The 18,641-nt window shown below is 60.1% G+C and carries 15 protein-coding genes; 11 read left to right on the top strand and 4 right to left on the bottom strand.

Translation table 11 applies throughout. The features are described from left to right. Positions 1-85 precede the first annotated feature (85 nt). The 3 genes from HMPREF2765_RS02235 to HMPREF2765_RS02225 all read right to left on the bottom strand — a co-directional run bounded on the left by HMPREF2765_RS02235 (position 86) and on the right by HMPREF2765_RS02225 (position 3,439). The gene (locus HMPREF2765_RS02235) at positions 86-850 is read right to left on the bottom strand and encodes an HAD family hydrolase (RefSeq protein WP_070604181.1); all 765 of its coding nucleotides are present in this window, start codon (positions 848-850) and stop codon (positions 86-88) included. A gap of 175 nt (positions 851-1,025) precedes the next feature. Further along, complete coding sequence (locus tag HMPREF2765_RS02230; RefSeq protein WP_070604180.1) at positions 1,026-2,444, bottom strand: FtsX-like permease family protein; 1,419 nt, start codon at positions 2,442-2,444, stop codon at positions 1,026-1,028. Continuing rightward, positions 2,444-3,439 carry an ABC transporter ATP-binding protein gene (locus HMPREF2765_RS02225; RefSeq protein WP_083303606.1) on the bottom strand — a complete coding sequence of 332 codons (996 nt, stop codon included), beginning with the start codon at positions 3,437-3,439 and terminating at the stop codon, positions 2,444-2,446. The genes HMPREF2765_RS02230 and HMPREF2765_RS02225 overlap by 1 nt, the downstream gene beginning before the upstream one ends. A gap of 228 nt (positions 3,440-3,667) precedes the next feature. Between HMPREF2765_RS02225 and HMPREF2765_RS02220 the strand changes: the two genes are divergently transcribed. From HMPREF2765_RS02220 to HMPREF2765_RS02185, 8 genes are all read left to right on the top strand, one after another. Continuing rightward, positions 3,668-4,957: a 2-carboxy-D-arabinitol-1-phosphatase gene (locus HMPREF2765_RS02220; protein ID WP_070604179.1), complete on the top strand. Its 1,290-nt coding sequence runs from the start codon at positions 3,668-3,670 to the stop codon at positions 4,955-4,957. Continuing rightward, entirely contained in the window at positions 4,947-5,411 is a 465-nt protein-coding gene (locus tag HMPREF2765_RS02215; RefSeq protein WP_070604178.1) for a VanZ family protein, read from the top strand. Before HMPREF2765_RS02220 ends, HMPREF2765_RS02215 begins: the two co-directional genes overlap by 11 nt. Positions 5,412-5,811: 400 nt before the next feature. Continuing rightward, complete coding sequence (locus HMPREF2765_RS02210; RefSeq protein WP_070604177.1) at positions 5,812-6,603, top strand: DeoR/GlpR family DNA-binding transcription regulator; 792 nt, start codon at positions 5,812-5,814, stop codon at positions 6,601-6,603. Next, positions 6,603-7,553: a 1-phosphofructokinase family hexose kinase gene (locus tag HMPREF2765_RS02205; protein ID WP_005508167.1), complete on the top strand. Its 951-nt coding sequence runs from the start codon at positions 6,603-6,605 to the stop codon at positions 7,551-7,553. Before HMPREF2765_RS02210 ends, HMPREF2765_RS02205 begins: the two co-directional genes overlap by 1 nt. Positions 7,554-7,744: 191 nt before the next feature. Further along, complete coding sequence (locus HMPREF2765_RS02200; protein WP_070604176.1) at positions 7,745-9,748, top strand: PTS fructose transporter subunit IIABC; 2,004 nt, start codon at positions 7,745-7,747, stop codon at positions 9,746-9,748. Between the two features lie 99 nt (positions 9,749-9,847). Next, positions 9,848-11,542, top strand: a complete 1,695-nt coding sequence (gene ptsP / locus HMPREF2765_RS02195; protein ID WP_012902843.1) for a phosphoenolpyruvate--protein phosphotransferase — start codon at positions 9,848-9,850, stop codon at positions 11,540-11,542. 233 nt (positions 11,543-11,775) lie between these two features. Beyond that, a complete protein-coding gene (locus tag HMPREF2765_RS02190; protein WP_005504506.1) occupies positions 11,776-12,054 on the top strand; it encodes an HPr family phosphocarrier protein in 279 nt (92 codons plus the stop codon). Positions 12,055-12,470: 416 nt separating this feature from the next. Continuing rightward, entirely contained in the window at positions 12,471-14,609 is a 2,139-nt protein-coding gene (locus HMPREF2765_RS02185) for a threonine/serine exporter family protein (RefSeq protein ID WP_070604175.1), read from the top strand. Between the two features lie 139 nt (positions 14,610-14,748). On the opposite strand, the gene HMPREF2765_RS02180 is transcribed toward HMPREF2765_RS02185, so the two are convergent. Then, positions 14,749-15,420 carry a uracil-DNA glycosylase gene (locus tag HMPREF2765_RS02180; RefSeq protein ID WP_005504509.1) on the bottom strand — a complete coding sequence of 224 codons (672 nt, stop codon included), beginning with the start codon at positions 15,418-15,420 and terminating at the stop codon, positions 14,749-14,751. 187 nt (positions 15,421-15,607) lie between these two features. Here HMPREF2765_RS02180 and HMPREF2765_RS02175 point away from each other — a divergent pair, with 187 nt between their 5' ends. From HMPREF2765_RS02175 to groL, 3 genes are all read left to right on the top strand, one after another. Continuing rightward, the gene (locus HMPREF2765_RS02175; RefSeq protein ID WP_070604174.1) at positions 15,608-15,895 is read left to right on the top strand and encodes a DUF3263 domain-containing protein; all 288 of its coding nucleotides are present in this window, start codon (positions 15,608-15,610) and stop codon (positions 15,893-15,895) included. A gap of 261 nt (positions 15,896-16,156) precedes the next feature. Then, positions 16,157-16,747, top strand: a complete 591-nt coding sequence (locus tag HMPREF2765_RS02170) for a LytR C-terminal domain-containing protein (protein WP_005508172.1) — start codon at positions 16,157-16,159, stop codon at positions 16,745-16,747. 389 nt (positions 16,748-17,136) lie between these two features. Then, on the top strand, positions 17,137-18,641 hold a 1,505-nt coding region (gene groL / locus HMPREF2765_RS02165; protein ID WP_070604185.1), incomplete at its 3' end, for a chaperonin GroEL.

Below are 18,641 nucleotides of genomic sequence, written 5' to 3'. Positions count from 1 at the left end.
GCTCCTTGAGGAGCGGGCCGGGGGTCTTTCTTGATGCTGCCTATCAGGTGAGGCGGTGGCGCGGTGAGGCGTCTGCGGTACGTGCTTAGCCCTGCGTTGCTTCAGACTGCTGAGCTGCCTCAAGCTTGGCGATCCAGGTGCGTGCCGCCTCCCAGAGCTGCGGGTCATTGAACGAATCGAAGCGCCCAAAACCGGCCGGTGCCTTTGCCGGGTCGGTGCCTTCCGGAACGTAAATCATGACCTTCGTACCGGCGTCACGTGCCGCCTGCGCGCCCGCGGGGGAGTCCTCGAACGCCAGCGCCTCGTGACCTTCAAAGCCGAGGCGACGTGCCGCCTCCATGTACATGTCCGGGGCGGGCTTACCGGTCGGAACGTCGTTGCTGCTGACCCAGGTGCGCACCAGCGGGGCGTAGCCGTAGCTTTTCATCTTTAGGGTCAGAATGTTCGCGGTGGAGTTCGACGCCACCGCAACGGGCATGTGCTCGCTCAGGAAGCTCAGGAACTCCTGCGCGCCCTCGATCAGGTCCACGCCGGAGCTGATGACCTCGTGCTCGGTAGCGAGCAGGTCCTTCATCACACGTTCATGGTGCTCGGCGTACTCTGCGGAGGCGGTGTCCGGCTTCTGGCCGTTCTGCGCCTCGTAGGAGAGCAGGGCAAGCTCCTCGGCGACGTCGGCTGCCGCCAGGCCGGTGAGGCGGTGCTCGACCTCCTCGGTGAAGGGAACAGACCAGCGTGCGAAAAGCTCACGCTGCACATCGTTCCAGACGGTCTCGGAGTCGAGGAGGATGCCGTCGCAGTCGAAGATTGCGCAGCGGGGAAACCAATCGGAGGGTACTGTGTGTTCAAACATAATGTCAGTCTCTCACAGGGCTTGAGGCTATGGAAGCGGTGGCACGATGCGTGAGAAAACATGCGGGGCACACGCCGGGTGAGGGCACAAAAGCACGCGGCACATAAGTAGGCATAAAGAAACCCTCCCGCCGCATCCAGAACGGATGCAACGGGAGGGCAGAAGCTAAAACAGTTTAGAGAGCGGACACCGGCTTATGAGTCACCTGACGCATAAACGGAATGGTCGCCAACAGGCCCACATAGACCAGCGCCAGACCCAGCGCAATAGCGCCGAAGGTCATACCGAACATCTTCGTCAGAATCTCACCCGAAAGACCCTGCGCCGCAATCAACGCCGTCAGCGGCAGACCCAGCAGCGCAGAAACCACGCTAATGAGCACCAGCGGACCGAAAACCACGGTAAGGCGCGAAGCCTGCAACATCCTCGTGGGGGTACCCATCATATTCAGCGAAGAGTACAGGGAACCACGCTCGTAAATGGCGGCGCTCTGGTTCAACACTGCGGAGAGGGTGACCAGCAGGTACGAGAAGAACAGCATGAGCAGCATGCCCTGGAACATGTCCGACATGATGGTCATGAAGGGGCCGGCGGCGGGGCCTACCTCCTTCGCCGTTTTGTTCATCTCACCCGCCAGAATCAGGATGGGGCCGAAGAAGGTCACCAAGAAGGTCGACAGCGCCACACCCGAAACCTGACGCCACGCCCCGCGCGGGGACTCTAGCACCGCACGGTAACCCAGCAGAACCGACGCCTTCTGGGTCATGCGCACACGAATCTTTGCGTATGCCCACACCAGGAAGGTACCAATCAGGTCGATAGCAACCATCATCAGCAGACCCGGCAGAGCAATGAAAATCGCTAGGTTCTTAATCGCGCTATCGGCACCGCCGTCCTGGAAGGGTGAGAACATGCTAAAACCCTTCGAGGTCGAAGCCAGAATCATCACGGCGATGACCAGAACAACACCGATACCCAGAGCAATGTAACCGGCGGAACCAGCCTTCGCGCGGGTACGCACACCCAGCGGGCTGATGCTGACTTTCGCCAGACCGAAGAGGGAGCTAAGAGCCGCCAGAACCATACAGCCCAGGAAGCAGTAGAAAATCACGCTCACCGGCAGGAGCATATTCTCAGCACCCAGCGGAACGTTCATGAAGTGCAAAGCGCCAAAGGGGAAAATCAGCACCAGGTAAAGCAACAGACCGATGATGAAACCCACAAGAGAGTACACCAGCGCGTCCGCAACAGACAGACCCACAATCAGGGTTGTGGAGGCACCAATCAGACGCAGGGACGCCAGACGCTCATCACGGCGGCGGGCACTCAAACGAGCAACCGAAGCGCCCAGGGTAAAGAGCGGAACAATCAGCACCAGAGCGGCAACCCACGCCAAACCCATGTAGAGCTTCTGAATGCCCATCAGGTTGATCATTTCGTGGTCAACGTTGGCGTGCTCAAGCCACGTGCTCAGCGCCTGAACACCACCGGCAACCGTCAAAAACAGTGCCGAGGAGGCGGCAAAAGCCAGTACGGGAAGAATCGCCTGCGAACTCCATAGGGTTCGCTTGGCGAGTAGAGCATAGATTTGCATTATGCACCTGCCTGAGACTGAGCGCCGAAGCTCTGAGCGTGGTTCTGGGAAGCGGGAACACCGCCCTGGCTATTGCGCTGGTCGCTCACGATCTGACCGTCCTGCAGGTACACCACGCGGGAGCACGCCGCCGCCACGTTCGGGTCGTGAGTAACCACCAGCAGAGTCTTACCCTGCTGCGGAATCATGGTCAGCAGCAGAGCCATCACCTCACGGGCGGTCTTCGAATCCAGCGCGCCGGTCGGCTCATCCGCGAAAGTCACGGGGGCACCGTTCACCTGGGAGCGGGCAATCGCCACACGCTGCGCCTGACCACCGGACATCTCACCCATACGGCGGTCCAGCATCTGCCCCAGACCCAGGCGGTTCAGCAAATCAATCGAAACGGAGCGTGCCTGCTGGCGCGGCACACCGGCAATCATCGCGGCGAGGGAGACGTTCTCCTCCGCAGTCAGCTCGGGCACCAGCAGACCCTGCTGGAACACGAAACCAAACGAGTTAGCGCGCAGGGAGGTGCGCTCACGCTCGCTGAGGGACTCCACCGCCACCTGACCGGTGGGGCCATTGAACAGCACGGAACCGGCATCGAGCTTGATAATGCCCGAGAGCGCGTGCAACAGGGTGGTCTTACCCGAACCGGAAGGACCCATAATCGCCACGGACTCGCCGGGGAAAATATCGAGGCTCACGTTACGCAGCACCGGGTTATTGCCGTACGACTTGTGCAGGTTACGGGCAGAAATAATCGCGCCGCGCGCGAAGGGCGCCTGCTGCATCTGCTGAGGTGCCTGAGCCGGGTAGCCCTGCGGCTGACTCTGGTAGTAGCCCTGCTGGCCGGGCTGGCCGGGCTGACCCTGCTGGGGATGACCTTGCTGAGCGGAATACTGACCGGCAGGCTGCGCCGCCTGCGGAGGGGTCATTGAGTACGGGTTCTGAGCCTGGAACTGCGGGTTCTGGGTTTGAGGATGGTTCTGGGATTGAGGATTCTGCGTCATGACAACCTTCATTGGGTATGAACTAACGGAAGTACACTTCTATCATCTCAGCTTCTTGGCGGCTCACCCCTCCGTCTGGGGGCTGAAAAATATGGGAATACCCTGAAAAAATTCGCCCGACCGGGCGCTCAACCACCCCGCAGCTCATACCGCGGTATGAATGCGCTTCATGAGAGAATACGCCTCTTGCCCCCTTGAACTGCGCGGGGGCAATGCCATACTAGAAGGATGACCGACGCACAGAACACCCCCATCATCACTCCGGTAGCCGACCCCGAGGCAGGAACCCGCATCATCTTCCTGCGCCACGGCCAGACCGACTGGAACATCGACCACCGCTTCCAGGGCGGCACCGACATCCCCCTCAACGACACCGGCAGAGAGCAGGTCCGCACCGCTATCGGCGCCCTGCAACAGGCAGCAGCTGAGGGCACCAGGGTGGACGCTATCGTCTCCTCGCCCCTTTCCCGCGCCGTAGAAAGCGCCGAAATCGTAGCCGAAGGCCTGGGCGTACCCTACCGCGGTGCCATTGACGGCTTCCAGGAACGTTCCTTTGGTGACCTGGAAGGCCAGATCGCTACCCGCGAGCTGATTCTCGCCTCCCGCCAGTCCAACAATGCTTTCAACGTGGAACCGAAGAAGGACTTCCTCGCCCGCTCCCTCGCGGCGCTGAACCGCGTCCGCCGCGAATATGAGGGTCAGACTGTTGTGGTTGCCGCGCACGGCATGCTGATCGCGATGACCATGACCGCCCTGCTGGCTGACCGCCACCCCGAACTGCTCAACGAGGACGGTATCTACCCGATCCCCGTGAACGCCTCCCTGACCGAGGTGCCCCTGCAGTACCTGGACGACGCGATCGACCGCCTGGTTGTACAGCACCTCGAGCCCGAGCTGGGCCCCGAGCAGATTCCGGCGGGCGCCCAGAACACGACCCTCACCCTGATTCGTCACGGCCAGACCGACTGGAACAAGGCGAACCTGATGCAGGGCATCACCGACATTCCGCTCAACGACACCGGCCGCGAGCAGGCACGCACCACCGGCAAGAAGCTCGCCGACATGGGCCTGGAATTCACCATGCTAGTGTCCTCGCCGCTCTCCCGCGCCCACGAGACCGCGCAGCTGGTCGGTGAGCACTTCGACCTGCAGGTGCACAAGACCTACCCCGAGCTGGTGGAACGCGCCTACGGTGCCGGTGAGGGCCTGGACATTCCCGCCCCCGAACGCCGCGCCCCCGAACGCTACTACCCGAATGTGGAATCCGAACGTGACGTGTACATTCGTGCGGTGCGTACCCTGCGCAATATCGTGCGTGAACTCTCTGAAGCCTCGGGCGACCAGAAGATTATTGCTGTCAGCCACGGCAGCTTTATCCGCCGCGCCCTCTCCGCCGCAGCTGGTGAAGAATGGACCGTGACCGTGCCGAACGCCGAACCGCTCACGATTGACGTACCGGGCCTGTTCGCGTGGGATTCGACCAAGCAGTTCGACGAGGTGGGTCGCCTTGTCTGGTAAAGAATGGTCTGGCGCTCGCGTGTGGCGGCTGATTCTCTGGCCCGTCACGGCGCTGTACTGCGCGGTGGTGGCGAGTATCGTGTTCGCCCCCGTGCACGTGGACGATAACGAGATGGGCGGCCGCCTGGCGCAGCTACTGGATACCGGCCACGCCGAGGGGTGGCTGCCTGCGTTCATCACCTATTCGAGCATTGAGCAGCTTTCGAACGTCATCATGTTCATTCCGGGCGGTTTTCTTTTCGCCCTGCTACTCAAACCGAAGGCTCGCCCGCACGTGCTGTACTCGGGATTTTTGGTCAGCGCCTGCATTGAGACAATCCAGAGTTTCATGCCTGATCGTACCGGCGATCCGGTGGATGTGCTGATGAACGGTTCGGGTGCACTGCTGGGTGCGGCGGGTGCTTTGGGTGTACATCGTTGGCGTCGCGTGCGTCGTGAACGTCAAGGTAAATAAGGTTCTGTGCCCGGTGGAGGCGCTGGTTTCGAGGGTTCTCGGCGAGGGTTCTCGGGGCCGGCGCCTCCACTTTTTGCCGTGTTAGGGCGCTGTGTAGGTGTTTGACACTGTGCGGATGGTGGGGGAGTGGGAAAACCCAACAGTTCATTAGGTCAAACAGACATAAACAGGCAGTGACCTCCGATATGGTGTGGTTTCGGTAGGGAACATTCGGGTAATATTCCGGCAAATACAGCGTTTTATATTGACTTGCCCACAAAAACCCACATAAAATCAAGTATTACCCTAAAGCGTTCTGTCGGTTCGCTGAAACCATGTCTCTCACGGTCCTGAAAGCCGAGCAGAACGCAGAAAAGAACGCACAGATTTCCTCCCACTAGCCCAAAGGAACACCAGATTTATGTTCGCAGAAGAACGCCGTGCCGAAATTGCAAAGCTTGTTGCCTCCGCACGTCGTGTCAACGGCGCTGACCTTGCACGTCGTTACGATGTGACCATGGAGACCGTGCGTCGTGACCTCGCCGCACTGGAAGAGGCAGGTAAGCTCCGCCGTGTTCACGGTGGTGCTGTCACCATTGAGCAGTCCACCTCCCTGGAGTCCTCCATCTCCTCCCGACAGGGCATGAACACCCCCGAGAAGCGCCGTATCGCCACCAAGGCATACCAGATGCTGCGCGACTCCGAGGCAGGCTCCATCGTCCTGGACGCAGGCTCCACCATCGAGATTCTCGCCGACCACATCGGCGCCGAGAACTTCAGCCTCAAGACCGGCAACGACCGCATCATCATCACCCACGCACTGCACATTGCAGTCAAGCTCGCCGAAGCCGAGGGTGTCACCCTTGAACTGGTTGGCGGCCAGCTGCGCAAGATGACCTGGGCTGCTGTTGGTGCACGCGCCGCAGAGCACTTCGGCACCATGCGCCCCGACATTGCGTTCATCGGTGCCAATGGCATTGAAGCGCATTTCGGCATCTCCACCCCCGGCATGAACGAAGCCATTGTCAAGACCGCGATCTGCAAGTCTGCTCGTCGCGTGGTCTTGCTCTGTGACTCTGCGAAGTTCGGTCAGGAATCTCTGGTCCGCTTCGCTGGATTCGAGGATATTGACACCCTCATTACCGATCGCGAGCCCGAAGGTGCCCTCCGTCAGGCACTTGAGGCCGCAAACGTTGAGATTGTGATTGCCTAATGATTATTACTCTGACTGCAAACCCCAGCCTGGACCGCACCATTGAACTGGGTGCGCCTTTGGCTCACGGTGCCGTGCAGCGTGCTGTCGGTGCCGTACAGGATCCCGGCGGCAAGGGCGTGAATATTTCGCGTGCCCTGCAGGTTTCCGGTGTGCCGACCCTCGCCATTGTGCCCGGTGAAGCCACCGACCCGGTGCTGACCGCACTGCAGGCGGTGGACGTCGAGTTCGCTAACCTGCCGACCGGCGAGCCGATTCGCTCGAACATCACCGTGGTTGATCCGGATGGCACCACCACCAAGCTGAACGCCCCCGGCACCGTTTTTGATGCCGAACTGCGTCAGAAGCTGGACGAGCTGGTGGTTGAGCGTTCCAAGGGTGCCGACTGGGTGGTTCTGGCTGGTTCGCTGCCTCCAGGTCTGGAGCCGACCTACTACTCCGAGCTGGTGGCGGCACTGCGCGCCTCCGGCTACGAGGGCAAGATTGCTATTGATACCTCTGAGGCACCGCTGATTGCGACCGTCGCCGGTGAGCACAAGCCCACCCTGATTAAGCCCAACTCGGAGGAGCTGGCTCAGCTGACCGGTAGCGATAACTGGGAGGAGCTGGAGGCTAGCCCCGAGCTGACCGCCCGCACCGCCCAGAAGCTGCTCGGTGACGGCATTGAGTACGTGCTTGCCACCCTCGGCGGCGGCGGCGCAGTGCTGGTCACTGAGCAGGGTATCTGGCATGCTGTGCACGAGCCGATTCAGGTTCGTAGCACTGTGGGTGCCGGTGACTCGTCGCTGTCCGGTTTTTTGATTGCTCACACTCGTGGTGAGGATGCCCCCGGTTGCCTGGTTCAGGCGGTAGCTCACGGTTCGGCTGCTGCTGCTCTGCCCGGTACCCGCATGCCTTCGCTGGAGCAGACCACTCCTGAGAAGGTCACTGTTCGTCAGCTGCAGCTCTAATTCGGGCTGTTTTCGCACCTCCAGCTTTTATTCTCAGAAGGGAATATAAGCTGGGGTGCTGTGCGCATATGTCACACATATACGCACGCTGCACATACAAACACACACTGCGCACACTTTGAACTCATATAGGGGAGAAGCCCGGCACCGCTGAGCGAATCCCCGCCCCAACACATACCCGAGGAGGGAATATGTCTGATCTGATCACCGCAGATCTCGTCCTGCTGGACGAGAACCTCGGCGAGACCCGATTCGACGTAATTGCCAAGCTCGCCCAGACAGTCGTAAATGCTGGACGCGCTACCGACTTCGAGCAGCTCTACGCGGCTGCCGAGGCACGCGAATCCAAGACCGACACCGGTATCCCCGGCGGTATTGCGATTCCGCACTGCCGTAGCGCCGCCGTCACCGAGCCGACCCTGGCAATGGCACGCCCCAACCCGGCAGTTTCCTTCGGTGCAAAGGACGGCCCCGCCGACCTGATTTTCTTCATCGCTGCACCCGATGGTGCTGACCAGGCTCACCTGAAGCTGCTGTCCACTCTGGCACGCTCCCTGATGAAGAAGAGCTTCACCGCGTCCCTGCGCGAAGCCTCCTCGGCTGAAGAGATCGTTGAGCTGGTCAACGGTGCGCTCGGCGTGGGCGAGAAGAAGGCAGAGGCCAAGCCCGCCGAGGCTGCGCCCGCCGCACCTGCCGCTGAGAAGGAAGCACCCGCCGCTTCGGTTCCGGTGAAGAAGATTGTTGCTGTGACCGCATGCCCCACCGGTATCGCTCACACCTACATGGCTGCGGACGCCCTCAAGTACGCTGCTGAAGAGCTCGGCTACGACCTGAAGGTTGAAACCCAGGGCTCCTCGGGTAACGAGAAGCTGACTCAGGCTGATATTGACGCCGCAGACGCCGTGATTTTCGCGGTGTCCGTGAACGTGCGTGAGCGTAACCGCTTCGCAGGTAAGCCCTTTATTGAGTCTCCCGTCAAGCGCGGTATTGACGAGCCTAAGGAAATGATTGCGGAGGCTCTGGCTGAGGCCGAGAACCCCAACGGTGCACGCGTTGCCGCTGCCGCATCCAGCGGTGAGGACAGCGCAGGCGCTACCGAAGGCGCTTGGGGCTCGCGCATCTACAAGGCTGTGATGACCGGTATCTCCTACATGATTCCGTTCGTTGCCGCCGGCGGTATTCTGGTCGCCCTGGGCTTCGTTTTCGAGGCAATTACGGTGCCGAACCTTGGCGATGTGAACACCAAGGCGATTCTCGACTCGGCAACCCTGTTCAATCTCGGTGACGTGCACTGGACCCTGTACCTGGGTGCTGTTCTGCAGACCATCGGTGGTTTCGGTCTGAGCCTGATGGTTCCGGCTCTTGCCGCGTACATTGCGTACGGTTTGGCTCAGCGTCCCGGTATTGCTCCGGGCTTCATCGCCGGTTCGGTGGCTCTTGCGGTAAACGCGGGCTTCCTTGGCGGTATTGTTGGCGGTATTCTCGCCGGTCTGATTGCGTACGCTCTGGGTACCCTGAAGCTGCCCCGCTGGCTTGGCTCGATGATGCCCGTGGTCATCACCCCGCTGGTGACTTCTCTGGTTGCCGGCCTGGCAATGTACCTGCTGCTCGGTGCGCCCCTGGCTTGGGTTATGACCACCCTGCAGGATTGGCTGACCTCCATGTCTGGCGGTTCCGCTCTGCTGCTGGGTCTGATCCTGGGCGCCATGATGGCTTCTGACCTGGGTGGCCCCATCAACAAGGCTGCTTACCTCTTCGCAACTGCTGGCCTGTCCTCGGGTGCGACCGTGAACCAGGAAATCATGGCTGCCGTCATTATTTCCGGTATGGTTCCGCCGCTGGCTATGGCTCTGGCAACCACCCTGCGTCCCAAGCTGTTCAACGAGAACGAGCGTGAGAACGGTAAGGCTGCGTGGCTGCTGGGTGCATCCTTCATCTCTGAGGGTGCTATTCCCTTCGCTTCGGCTGACCCGGCTCGCGTGATTCCTTCGACCATTGTTGGTGGCGCTATTGCCGGTGCAATCTCCATGGGTGCGCACGTGGCTTCCCCGGCTCCGCACGGTGGTATTTGGATTATTGGTCTGGCGCAGAACCCGTTGATGTTCCTGGCGGCTGTTGTTGCCGGTACCGTTGTTTCTGCGCTGCTGTACGTGGTGCTGAAGTCCCTGGGTGCCCGCTCTAAGGCATCCGCATAAAGGCCGTATAACCTCACCTTCATTTGATCGTCTGTTTGCAGGCGTGAGCGTGAAAAAACACGTTACACTGTAGACAAACCACAGATAGGACATGAATTTATGACTACCTACAAGGGCGTCGGCGTATACGCCGGCCGCGTTATTGGCCCCGTTCTTCAGATGCCTAAGCCCATCGAGGAACCTAAGGACGGTCTGCGTCTGAGCGGTGAGACCGCTGAGGCTGCAGCGCAGCGCATCAAGGACGCTTCGGTCCGCGTGAAGGAAGACCTGCTCGCTCGTGCAGAGCACGCTAGCCGTGACGGCAAGGCTGTTCTGAAGTCTACCTCTCAGATGGCTACCGACCGTGCACTCATCAAGAGCGCTATTAAGCTGGTTGAGACTCAGGAGATGGCTCCCGAGCGCGCTATCTGGGAGGCTGCAACCTCCTTCGCAGACCAGATGGCTGCCCTGGGTGGCTACATGGCTGAGCGCGTCACCGACATCCACGACGTGCGTGCCCGCATTGTTGCTGAGCTGACCGACCAGCAGGCTCCCGGCATCCCCGTTTCTGATGAGCCGTTCATCCTGGCCGCTATTGACCTGGCACCGGCTGACACCGCGACCTTGGACCCCGAGAAGGTTATCGCTCTGATTACCTCTGACGGTGGCCCCCAGGCACACACCGCTATTCTGGCTCGCGGTCTGGGTCTGCCCGCTATTGTGGCGGCTAAGGGCGTGACCGAGATTGCTGACGGCACCGTCGTCTACGTGGACTCCAACGAAGGCATCGTTGACACCGAGCCCACCGACGCTGACCGTGAGGCAGCAATCAAGTACGCAAACCGTAAGCCTGTCGCTGACTTTGACGGTCAGGGTGTGCTGGCTGACGGCACCCGCGTTGAGCTGTACGCAAACGTTGGTGACGGCAAGTCCGCTGAGAAGGCTGCAAGCCTGAAGGCTGAGGGTGTTGGCCTGTTGCGCACCGAGTTCGGCTTCCTGGGCCACGACTCTGAGCCTTCTATCGAGACTCAGGCTAAGACCTACAAGTCCGTGTTTGACGCATTCCCCGGCAAGCACATTGTGGTTCGTACTCTGGACGCTGGTGCTGACAAGCCCCTGCCGTTCCTGAACGTGAACCCCGAGGAGAACCCCGCACTGGGTGTTCGCGGTTTCCGTACTGACTGGACCGTTCCGGGCGTTCTGACCCGCCAGCTGGAGGCTATTAAGGCTGCTTCGGAGAACTCCGACGCGGACATCTGGGTTATGGCTCCGATGATTTCGACCACCTCCGAGGCACGCAACTTCGCGAACATGCTCAAGGAGATCGGCCTGCCCGTTCACGGTGTGATGGTTGAAACCCCCGCAGCTGTGATGAACGCTGAGGCTATCCTGGGCGAGGTCGACTTCGTGTCCATCGGCACCAACGACCTGACCCAGTACACCATGGCAGCTGACCGTCTGCTGGGTGACCTGGCGCACCTGAACAACCCCTGGCAGCCTGCAGTGCTGAAGATGATCAAGATGACTGTTGAGGGTGCTCAGCGTGCATCGGTCACCGCGGGTAAGAAGAAGTACGTGAGCGTCTGTGGTGAGGCTGCGGCTGACCCGGCTCTGGCTGTTGTTCTGATTGGTCTGGGTGTTGACACCCTGTCCATGAACGCTGGCGCTATCCCCGCTGTGGCTGCGGTTCTGAAGTCTGTGACCAAGGAGAAGGCACAGCAGATTGCGGCTATCGCTCTGCAGCAGATTTCTTCTGCTGAGGCGAAGGAGAGCGCACGCAAGGCTCTGCCGATTCTGGATGAGCTGGGCCTCTAAGCCTTAAAACGATTCCGGGTTCTGCCTGCCGCCCCTTGGTGGGGTGTGTTAGGCGGTGCCCGGGTCCATAAAAATGCCGGGTGCGGAGTTTTATTTCTGCATCCGGCATTTTTGTACTTGTTAGCGTACGGCTGAACGGTACAATTTATAGAGTAAGGGCGGGTCCTGAAGCGCCCCGTTCATTTAGAATAGGGACTGATATATTTCGGTTCCTTGATCAAAGGAGAAACATAATGGCAGAGCGCGAAGCCACTATTGCAAGCCGTGTTGGCCTGCACGCACGTCCGGCAGCTATCTTCGCTGAGGCAGCTGGCGACCTCCCCGTTGAGGTGACCATCGCTGCTAAGGGTGAGCCCGCAGATGAGGCTATGGACGCTGCATCGATTCTGTCCCTGATGTCCCTGGGTGCAAAGCACGGCGACGTTGTTGTCCTGCGCGCTGAGGGCGAAGGTGCTGAAGAGGCTCTTGACTCGCTGGTTAAGATCCTCGAGACCGACCACGACGCTGAGTAATTGACTTTCGCCTCTGAAGTGACCCTGAGCGGTGCGCTTCGGATGCTGTGAAGGCTACAGCCTTAAAGCGTGAATATCCCGTCACTTCGGTGGCGGGATATTTTTTGTTATGAATAATTCATTTTTTATTGAGGCGTGAGTGGGGGGAGATAGGGGATATTTCTCTGCAAATCTTAATGTATATATAACCTTTATTTTTCCTCGAAAATAGCTCTAGAAATATCTCCCAAAATATCTTCTGTGCAGTAATGACCTGGATTTCTCTTCATAACAATGAAGCCTTCTGCCGTAAGTGCCGCAGAGCGCTTTTTGCTCACAAAATCACCGGGCAGAAAAGTGATATTTCTGCTCTCCAGTGCTACCGCAGAATCGTGCCCTTGTTAGACTAAATAGGCACTGTCTATCTGGGAGGGACATTGGCAGAATCGAGGAACACCCCCGCGACCCCCACATCGCGGGAAGCTTCGCATGCAGACGAAGCGAACACTGCCGCAATGGAAGGAAGCGAGCAGAACACCACCGCGGGCTACATCGCCGGTAAACGCGGTTTTCCCCTGGTTTCACTAGACCAGGTCACCGACGAGAAATTGCGCCGCGTGCTGGCTCAGCATGCTACCTCCGCGACAAGCCAGGAGAGCACCGTCGCTGCAGAAGCTGTCAGCGATGTACTGCAGGAGGCCGCAGCGGATATGGGCATCACCGCGCAGGAGCCGGTTGAGCCCACATGCGACCCCGAACTGACCCCTAACGGCCACGGCGCGCGTACCGTCATTGACCCCTCCCTCGTGCCTGATCATGAGCTGGACGCGTACCGTGAGGACCCGAACCCCGTCACCTCCAGCAATATGGTGACCGAGGAGGCGCTGACCCGACCCTCCCAGCCGGTGCCCATGACCGGTATGATTCCGCAGGTGCCGAACTCTCACGCAGCCCGACGCTTCGGTGCGGATCCTGCCGCAATGCCGAAGACCGGGCCTGTCTCGATGCCCACCACCTCCGTACCGCTGGTTGAGGGCGGCTCTCGCGGCCTGTTTGGGCGCGGTAGCGGTGGTCGCTGGGGTTCGCGTCGCTTCCGCTCCTTCGTGCGCACTGAGGAGGCGGCACCCGCCGCCCCGCGCGGTGCCCAGCGCATCGCGCAGCGCCAGTTCGTGCCGACGATCCGCTCTGAGGAGCATGAGCGCCGTGAGGCGTTCCGCCGTGAGAAGGAGTACGCCCGCGATACTCTGAACTTCACCCTGCGCCTGGCGGAGGCGATGTTCCACTACGGTGCGGATGCAATGGACGTGGACTCGGCGATTATTGCGGTCTCTTCGGCGTACGGGCTGGACTCTGTGGAAGTCGACATTACGAACCAGTCGGTGACCATCAACTACACTTCGGACCCCGATATTTACATGGAGTCCCGCATCGCCAAGCGCAATGCGAACGCTGAGGAGCGCTTTACGCACACCCTGGTGCGTGTGGTGCGTTCCTCTACGGAGAACTACGAGGCGCTTTCTGAGGTGTACGGCCTAATCTACAAGATTACTCGCGGTGGTATGACCCTGGAAATGGCTGATTTGAAGCTGAACCAGATTACCCACCGACCCAAGCCGTTCCCGCCTCTGGTGGTGTGGTTGGCGAACCTGGCGTGTGCCGGAACCCTAACGGCGGCGCTGGGTGCAAGTTTTGCGACGGCGTTGAGTGCGGCGATTATTTTTATTCCGGTGTACCTGCTGATTCAGTGGTTGAGTTCGATTGGTATTCCGGCGTTCTTTCGTATGGCTGCTAGTGCGGGTCTGATGACCTTCTTGGCGATTTGGCTGGGCGGTGAGGGATCCATTCTTTCGGTGTTGCAGCGTCAGGGGGAGGCGATTTCGGCGCCTCTGGTGGTGGCTGCGGGCATGATTATGTTCTTGCCGACTCCGCGTCTGGTGGGTGCCGTACAGGACGCGATTAATGGCTTCCCGGTGACGGCTGCGGGTCGTTTCGTGTCTACGGGCATGAGCTTCTTGGGTCTGGTGGTTGGCATTGCGACCGCGGTGAGCGCGATCAATATTTTCAACGGCCCGACCCTGGATATTGAGCAGTTGCGTTTTGAGCCGACAACCCCGCTGGTGGCGTCGTTCTTCTTCCTGGTGGCGATTGCGACCTTTGCGATTACCTTGCAGACGAAGCTGGTGAAGGTCGGGTGGCTGATGGTCATTACGGGCTGCGGTCTGGCGGCGTATTACGGTTATGAGCTGCTGGCTGGCCCGAGTACTGGTCGCGGTCCGACGGCGTGTGCGGCGGTTGTGATTGGTGCGTTGAGCACGTATTTTGCGTACCGTCTGCATGTGCCTCAGGCGATCTTCTCGATTCCGGCGATTACGTTCTTGCTACCGGGTCTGTCGTTCTTCCGCGGCATGTATTTGTTGACGGTTGAGACGGACGTGATTCTGGGTATGCAGAATATGATTACGGCGGTTTCGATTGTGGTGGCGATGGCTTCGGGTGTTGCGTTGGGTAATTACACGATGCAGTATGCACTACAGCGTTTTACGACTCCGCGAAACGTGGAACCGGCTGATTCTTAGCCCTTTTTCAAGGGTATATAGCCAATATTGCATATATTGGATGTTGGGAAGGGGCGGTAGCCTGCGAGGTGAACTCACAAGCTACCGCCCCTTCACTACGCCCATTGCGCCAGCTCTCATACTGGCTCATGTGCTGCGCCTAGCGGACCGTCCAATCCACCGGCTCCGCCCCCTGCTGCACCAGCAGGGAATTTACGGTCGAGAACGGGCGCGAACCAAAGAAACCACGGCGAGCAGACAGTGGCGAGGGATGTGCCGACTCCACGCTCGGGTACGGCTGCAACATAGGTGCGCACTTGCGCGCATCCGCACCCCACAGCAGGCCAACCAGCGGCTGGTTACGCGCCACCAGTGCACGGATAGCGCACTCGGTGATTTCCTCCCAACCCTTACCGCGGTGCGAACCCGCATCAGACTCGCGCACCGTCAAAACCCTGTTGAGCAGCATGACACCCTCATCAGCCCAGCAGGACAGGTCACCGTGATCAGCCGGGGCAATACCCAGATCGTCCTCAAGTTCCTTGTAAATATTGTTCAGCGAACGAGGCAACGGCATACCGCGGTGCACCGAGAACGACAGACCCATCGCATTGCCCGGAGTAGGGTAGGGGTCCTGACCAATAATGAGGACCTTCACCCCGCTCATCGGGCGGCGGAACGCATTGAAAATATCGGCAGCAGGCGGGAAAGTACGGTACCCCGCCGCGTGCTCCTCACGCAGGAAAGCGCCCATGGCGTGAATCTGCTCTTCGACGGGGGCAAGTGCTGCCGCCCAATCCTCGCTCATAATGCTACTGAGGGGCTGGTTCATGAATCTCCTCGGGAATCTCCTGGTGCTGATGCAACCCGGACGGTGACGGAACCGGGCGCGGGATGAACGTTTCTCTTCTAGACTGAGTTTCTCTTCTAGACTGAGGTCCTCCTCTAGACTAGGGGATGACGAATACTTGCGGTAGGCGACGCCAACCGCGGCAGACGAGCTGCAGACAGGAGGGAACGTGTCAGAACAGGAACGAGCTGAAACCGCTGAGGCCCAGCCGGAAGCACAGAACCAGCCGGAAGTAGAGAACCAACCCGATGGCCTGACCCCGGTGGAGCGCCGCATTCTTGAGGTGGAGCGCCGCCGCTTCAAGCACCAGGGCTCCAAAGAGAAGGCGATTATCGCCGCCGGATTCACCCCGATTGCCTACTATCAGCGCCTGAACGTGATGCTGGATGATGAGCGGGTACGCGCCGCAGCGCCGCAGATGATCGACGTTCTGCGTGCCCGCCGAGACGCTGACTAGGGGCTCAAACTGGGGGAGTCGTGCGAGCTTTCCAACTCCTGCTTTCACCCCCGCGCACCTAAAGTTCAGCTAGAGATTGAACACTGTGCGGTGCCCGTCTCTTTCACAGTCGGTTGCGGGGCGTTCACGTTGGTTCTCGCTAGTTGAGACGGTACTCTAGGTACTAGAACACCAAGACCGCACCTTCCGCAGCCGCGCCCGCGCGCCAGGCAGGACGGTACGGTACCAGCCGGTAAACAGAGACCCGTGAAATGAGGATAAATGAGCTACCCCCGCGACGAATTTGACGAGGTAGACGAAAACACCGCCCGCCGCGGAACCTACCGCGCGGTCAATGCTGACCCGGCAAAGAGCCCCAAGGGTGCCATCCCCCTGGTAGCTGCAGGCGTAGTTGGTCTGCTCATCGGCGGTGCAATGTACGTGTACGCGCCGCGCACCGCCTCCCCACAGTATTCGGCGTCCACTGCGAAGAGTAGCTCCGCCCCCGCAAGCGCCTCTGCGTCCTCTGCTCCGGCTAAGGCTTCCGCCTCGGCAAGTGCTACGAAGACCGGTCTGGCTGAGTCCATCTCTGTGGCGGTCTACAATGCGGCGGCTCCGGCGGGTAGTGCATCCCGTGCGGCGGCTCTGCTGACCGGCTACACCATCAACGAGACGGCAAACTACACGGGTGTGGCACCGGCAACCAGCGTGGTCTACTACGCTGAGGGCTACCAGTCGCAGGCACAGAGCATCGCCTCGAAGCTGGGCATTACTCAGGTGCGCCAGGCGACCGCCAACGTTGAGATGGGCAACCACGAGGTCATCGTGATTCTGTCGTCGGATTACACCGCCTCCGCTACTGCCGCGGAATAGGTTTAGGCGGTTGCTCGGGTGATTCTAAGCCCGCGAGTCTAAGCCCTCGAATCTGAGCCCGCGCCTACTGTTTCTGCCATAACGACTTCTGCTCAACCCCACCCGTGCATTCCCACTGATGCACCGGTGGGGTTGATGCTTGTAACGCCCCTTTTGGTGGGGTTGATGAGCGCAGATTAAGCACTGGGCGATTAACCCTTCAACCTTGGGCTTAAACGTTTGCTCCATGCCGGTGCGGGTGCCACAATTGATGTAGCGTTCGGGTGCTTTATGCCCTACTCTGCCCGCGCCTCCGTAACGGGGGCGTTGTGGAGGGGCAGCCACCCGATTTTAGATGTACCGCACCCGCAGGGGTGAAGGAAAAAATCCGATCGTCCAGGAGGACACTTATGGCAAAGCTCATTGCTTTTGACGAAGAGGCACGCCGCGGCCTTGAGCGCGGTTTGAACACCCTCGCCGATGCAGTGAAGGTGACCCTCGGCCCCCGCGGCCGCAACGTTGTGCTGGAGAAGGCGTGGGGCGCCCCCACCATCACCAACGACGGTGTCTCGATCGCGAAGGAAATCGAGCTGGAGGATCCGTACGAGAAGATTGGTGCGGAGCTCGTCAAGGAAGTTGCCAAGAAGACTGACGACATTGCCGGTGACGGTACCACCACCGCTACCGTTCTGGCTCAGGCGCTGGTCCGCGAGGGCCTGCGCAACGTGGCTGCTGGCGCTGACCCGCTGAGCCTCAAGCGCGGCATTGAGAAGGCTGTTGAGGCTGTGACCGAGGCTCTGCTCTCCTCCGCAAAGGAAGTTGAGACCGAGGAAGAGATCGCCGCAACCGCGTCTATTTCCGCTGGCGACGCCGAGATCGGCAAGCTCATTGCTGAGGCAATGGAGAAGGTCGGCAAGGAAGGCGTCATCACCGTTGAGGACTCCAACACTTTCGGTCTGCACCTCGAACTGACTGAGGGTATGCGCTTCGACAAGGGCTTCCTGTCCGGTTACTTCGTGACCGACCCGGAACGTCAGGAAGCCGTCCTGGAGGACCCCTACATCCTGGTTGTGAACCAGAAGATTTCGAACGTTAAGGACCTCGTCCCCGTCCTGGAGAAGGTCATGCAGTCCGGCAAGCCGCTGCTGATCGTTGCTGAGGACGTTGAGGGTGAGGCTCTGGCTCTGCTGGTGCTGAACAAGATGCGCGGCTCCATCAAGTCTGTTGCTGTGAAGGCTCCGGGCTTCGGTGACCGCCGTAAGGCTCAGATGGCTGATATTGCTATCCTGACCGGTGGCCAGGTCATCACCGAAGAGGTTGGCCTGTCCCTGGACGCAGCAACCCTGGACATGCTCGGTTCCGCTCGCAAGGTCGTTGTGACCAAGGACGAGACCACCATCATCGAGGGTGCAGGCGACGCAGCAGCTATCGAGGGTCGCGTGGCTCAGATCCGCGCAGAGATCGCTAACTCTGACTCTGACTACGACCGTGAGAAGCTGCAGGAGCGCCTGGCTAAGCTCGCCGGTGGCGTTGCTGTGCTGAAGGCTGGTGCCGCAACTGAGGTTGAGCTGAAGGAACGCAAGCACCGCATCGAGGATGCTGTGCGTAACGCTAAGGCTGCCGTTGAGGAGGGTATCGTCCCCGGTGGTGGCGTTGCTCTGATTCAGGCTGGCGTGAAGGTCTTCGACAAGCTGGAGCTGACCGGCGATGAGGCAACTGGCGCGAACATTGTGCGCGTGGCTATTGACGCACCGCTGAAGCAGATCGCTGCTAACGCTGGCCTGGAGCCGGGCGTTGTGGTTGACCGCGTTCGTTCCCTGCCCGCCGGTACCGGCCTGAACGCTGCGACCGGCGAGTACGAGGACCTGATGGCTGCTGGTATTGCTGACCCGGTGAAGGTGACCCGTTCGGCTCT

The sequence above is a fragment of the Rothia sp. HMSC062H08 genome, assembly GCF_001810775.1.
In the GTDB taxonomy this organism is placed as follows: Bacteria; Actinomycetota; Actinomycetes; order Actinomycetales; family Micrococcaceae; genus Rothia.
The sequence above is the reverse complement of the archived record's forward strand: the minus strand, read 5'-3'. Positions and strand labels throughout refer to the sequence as shown.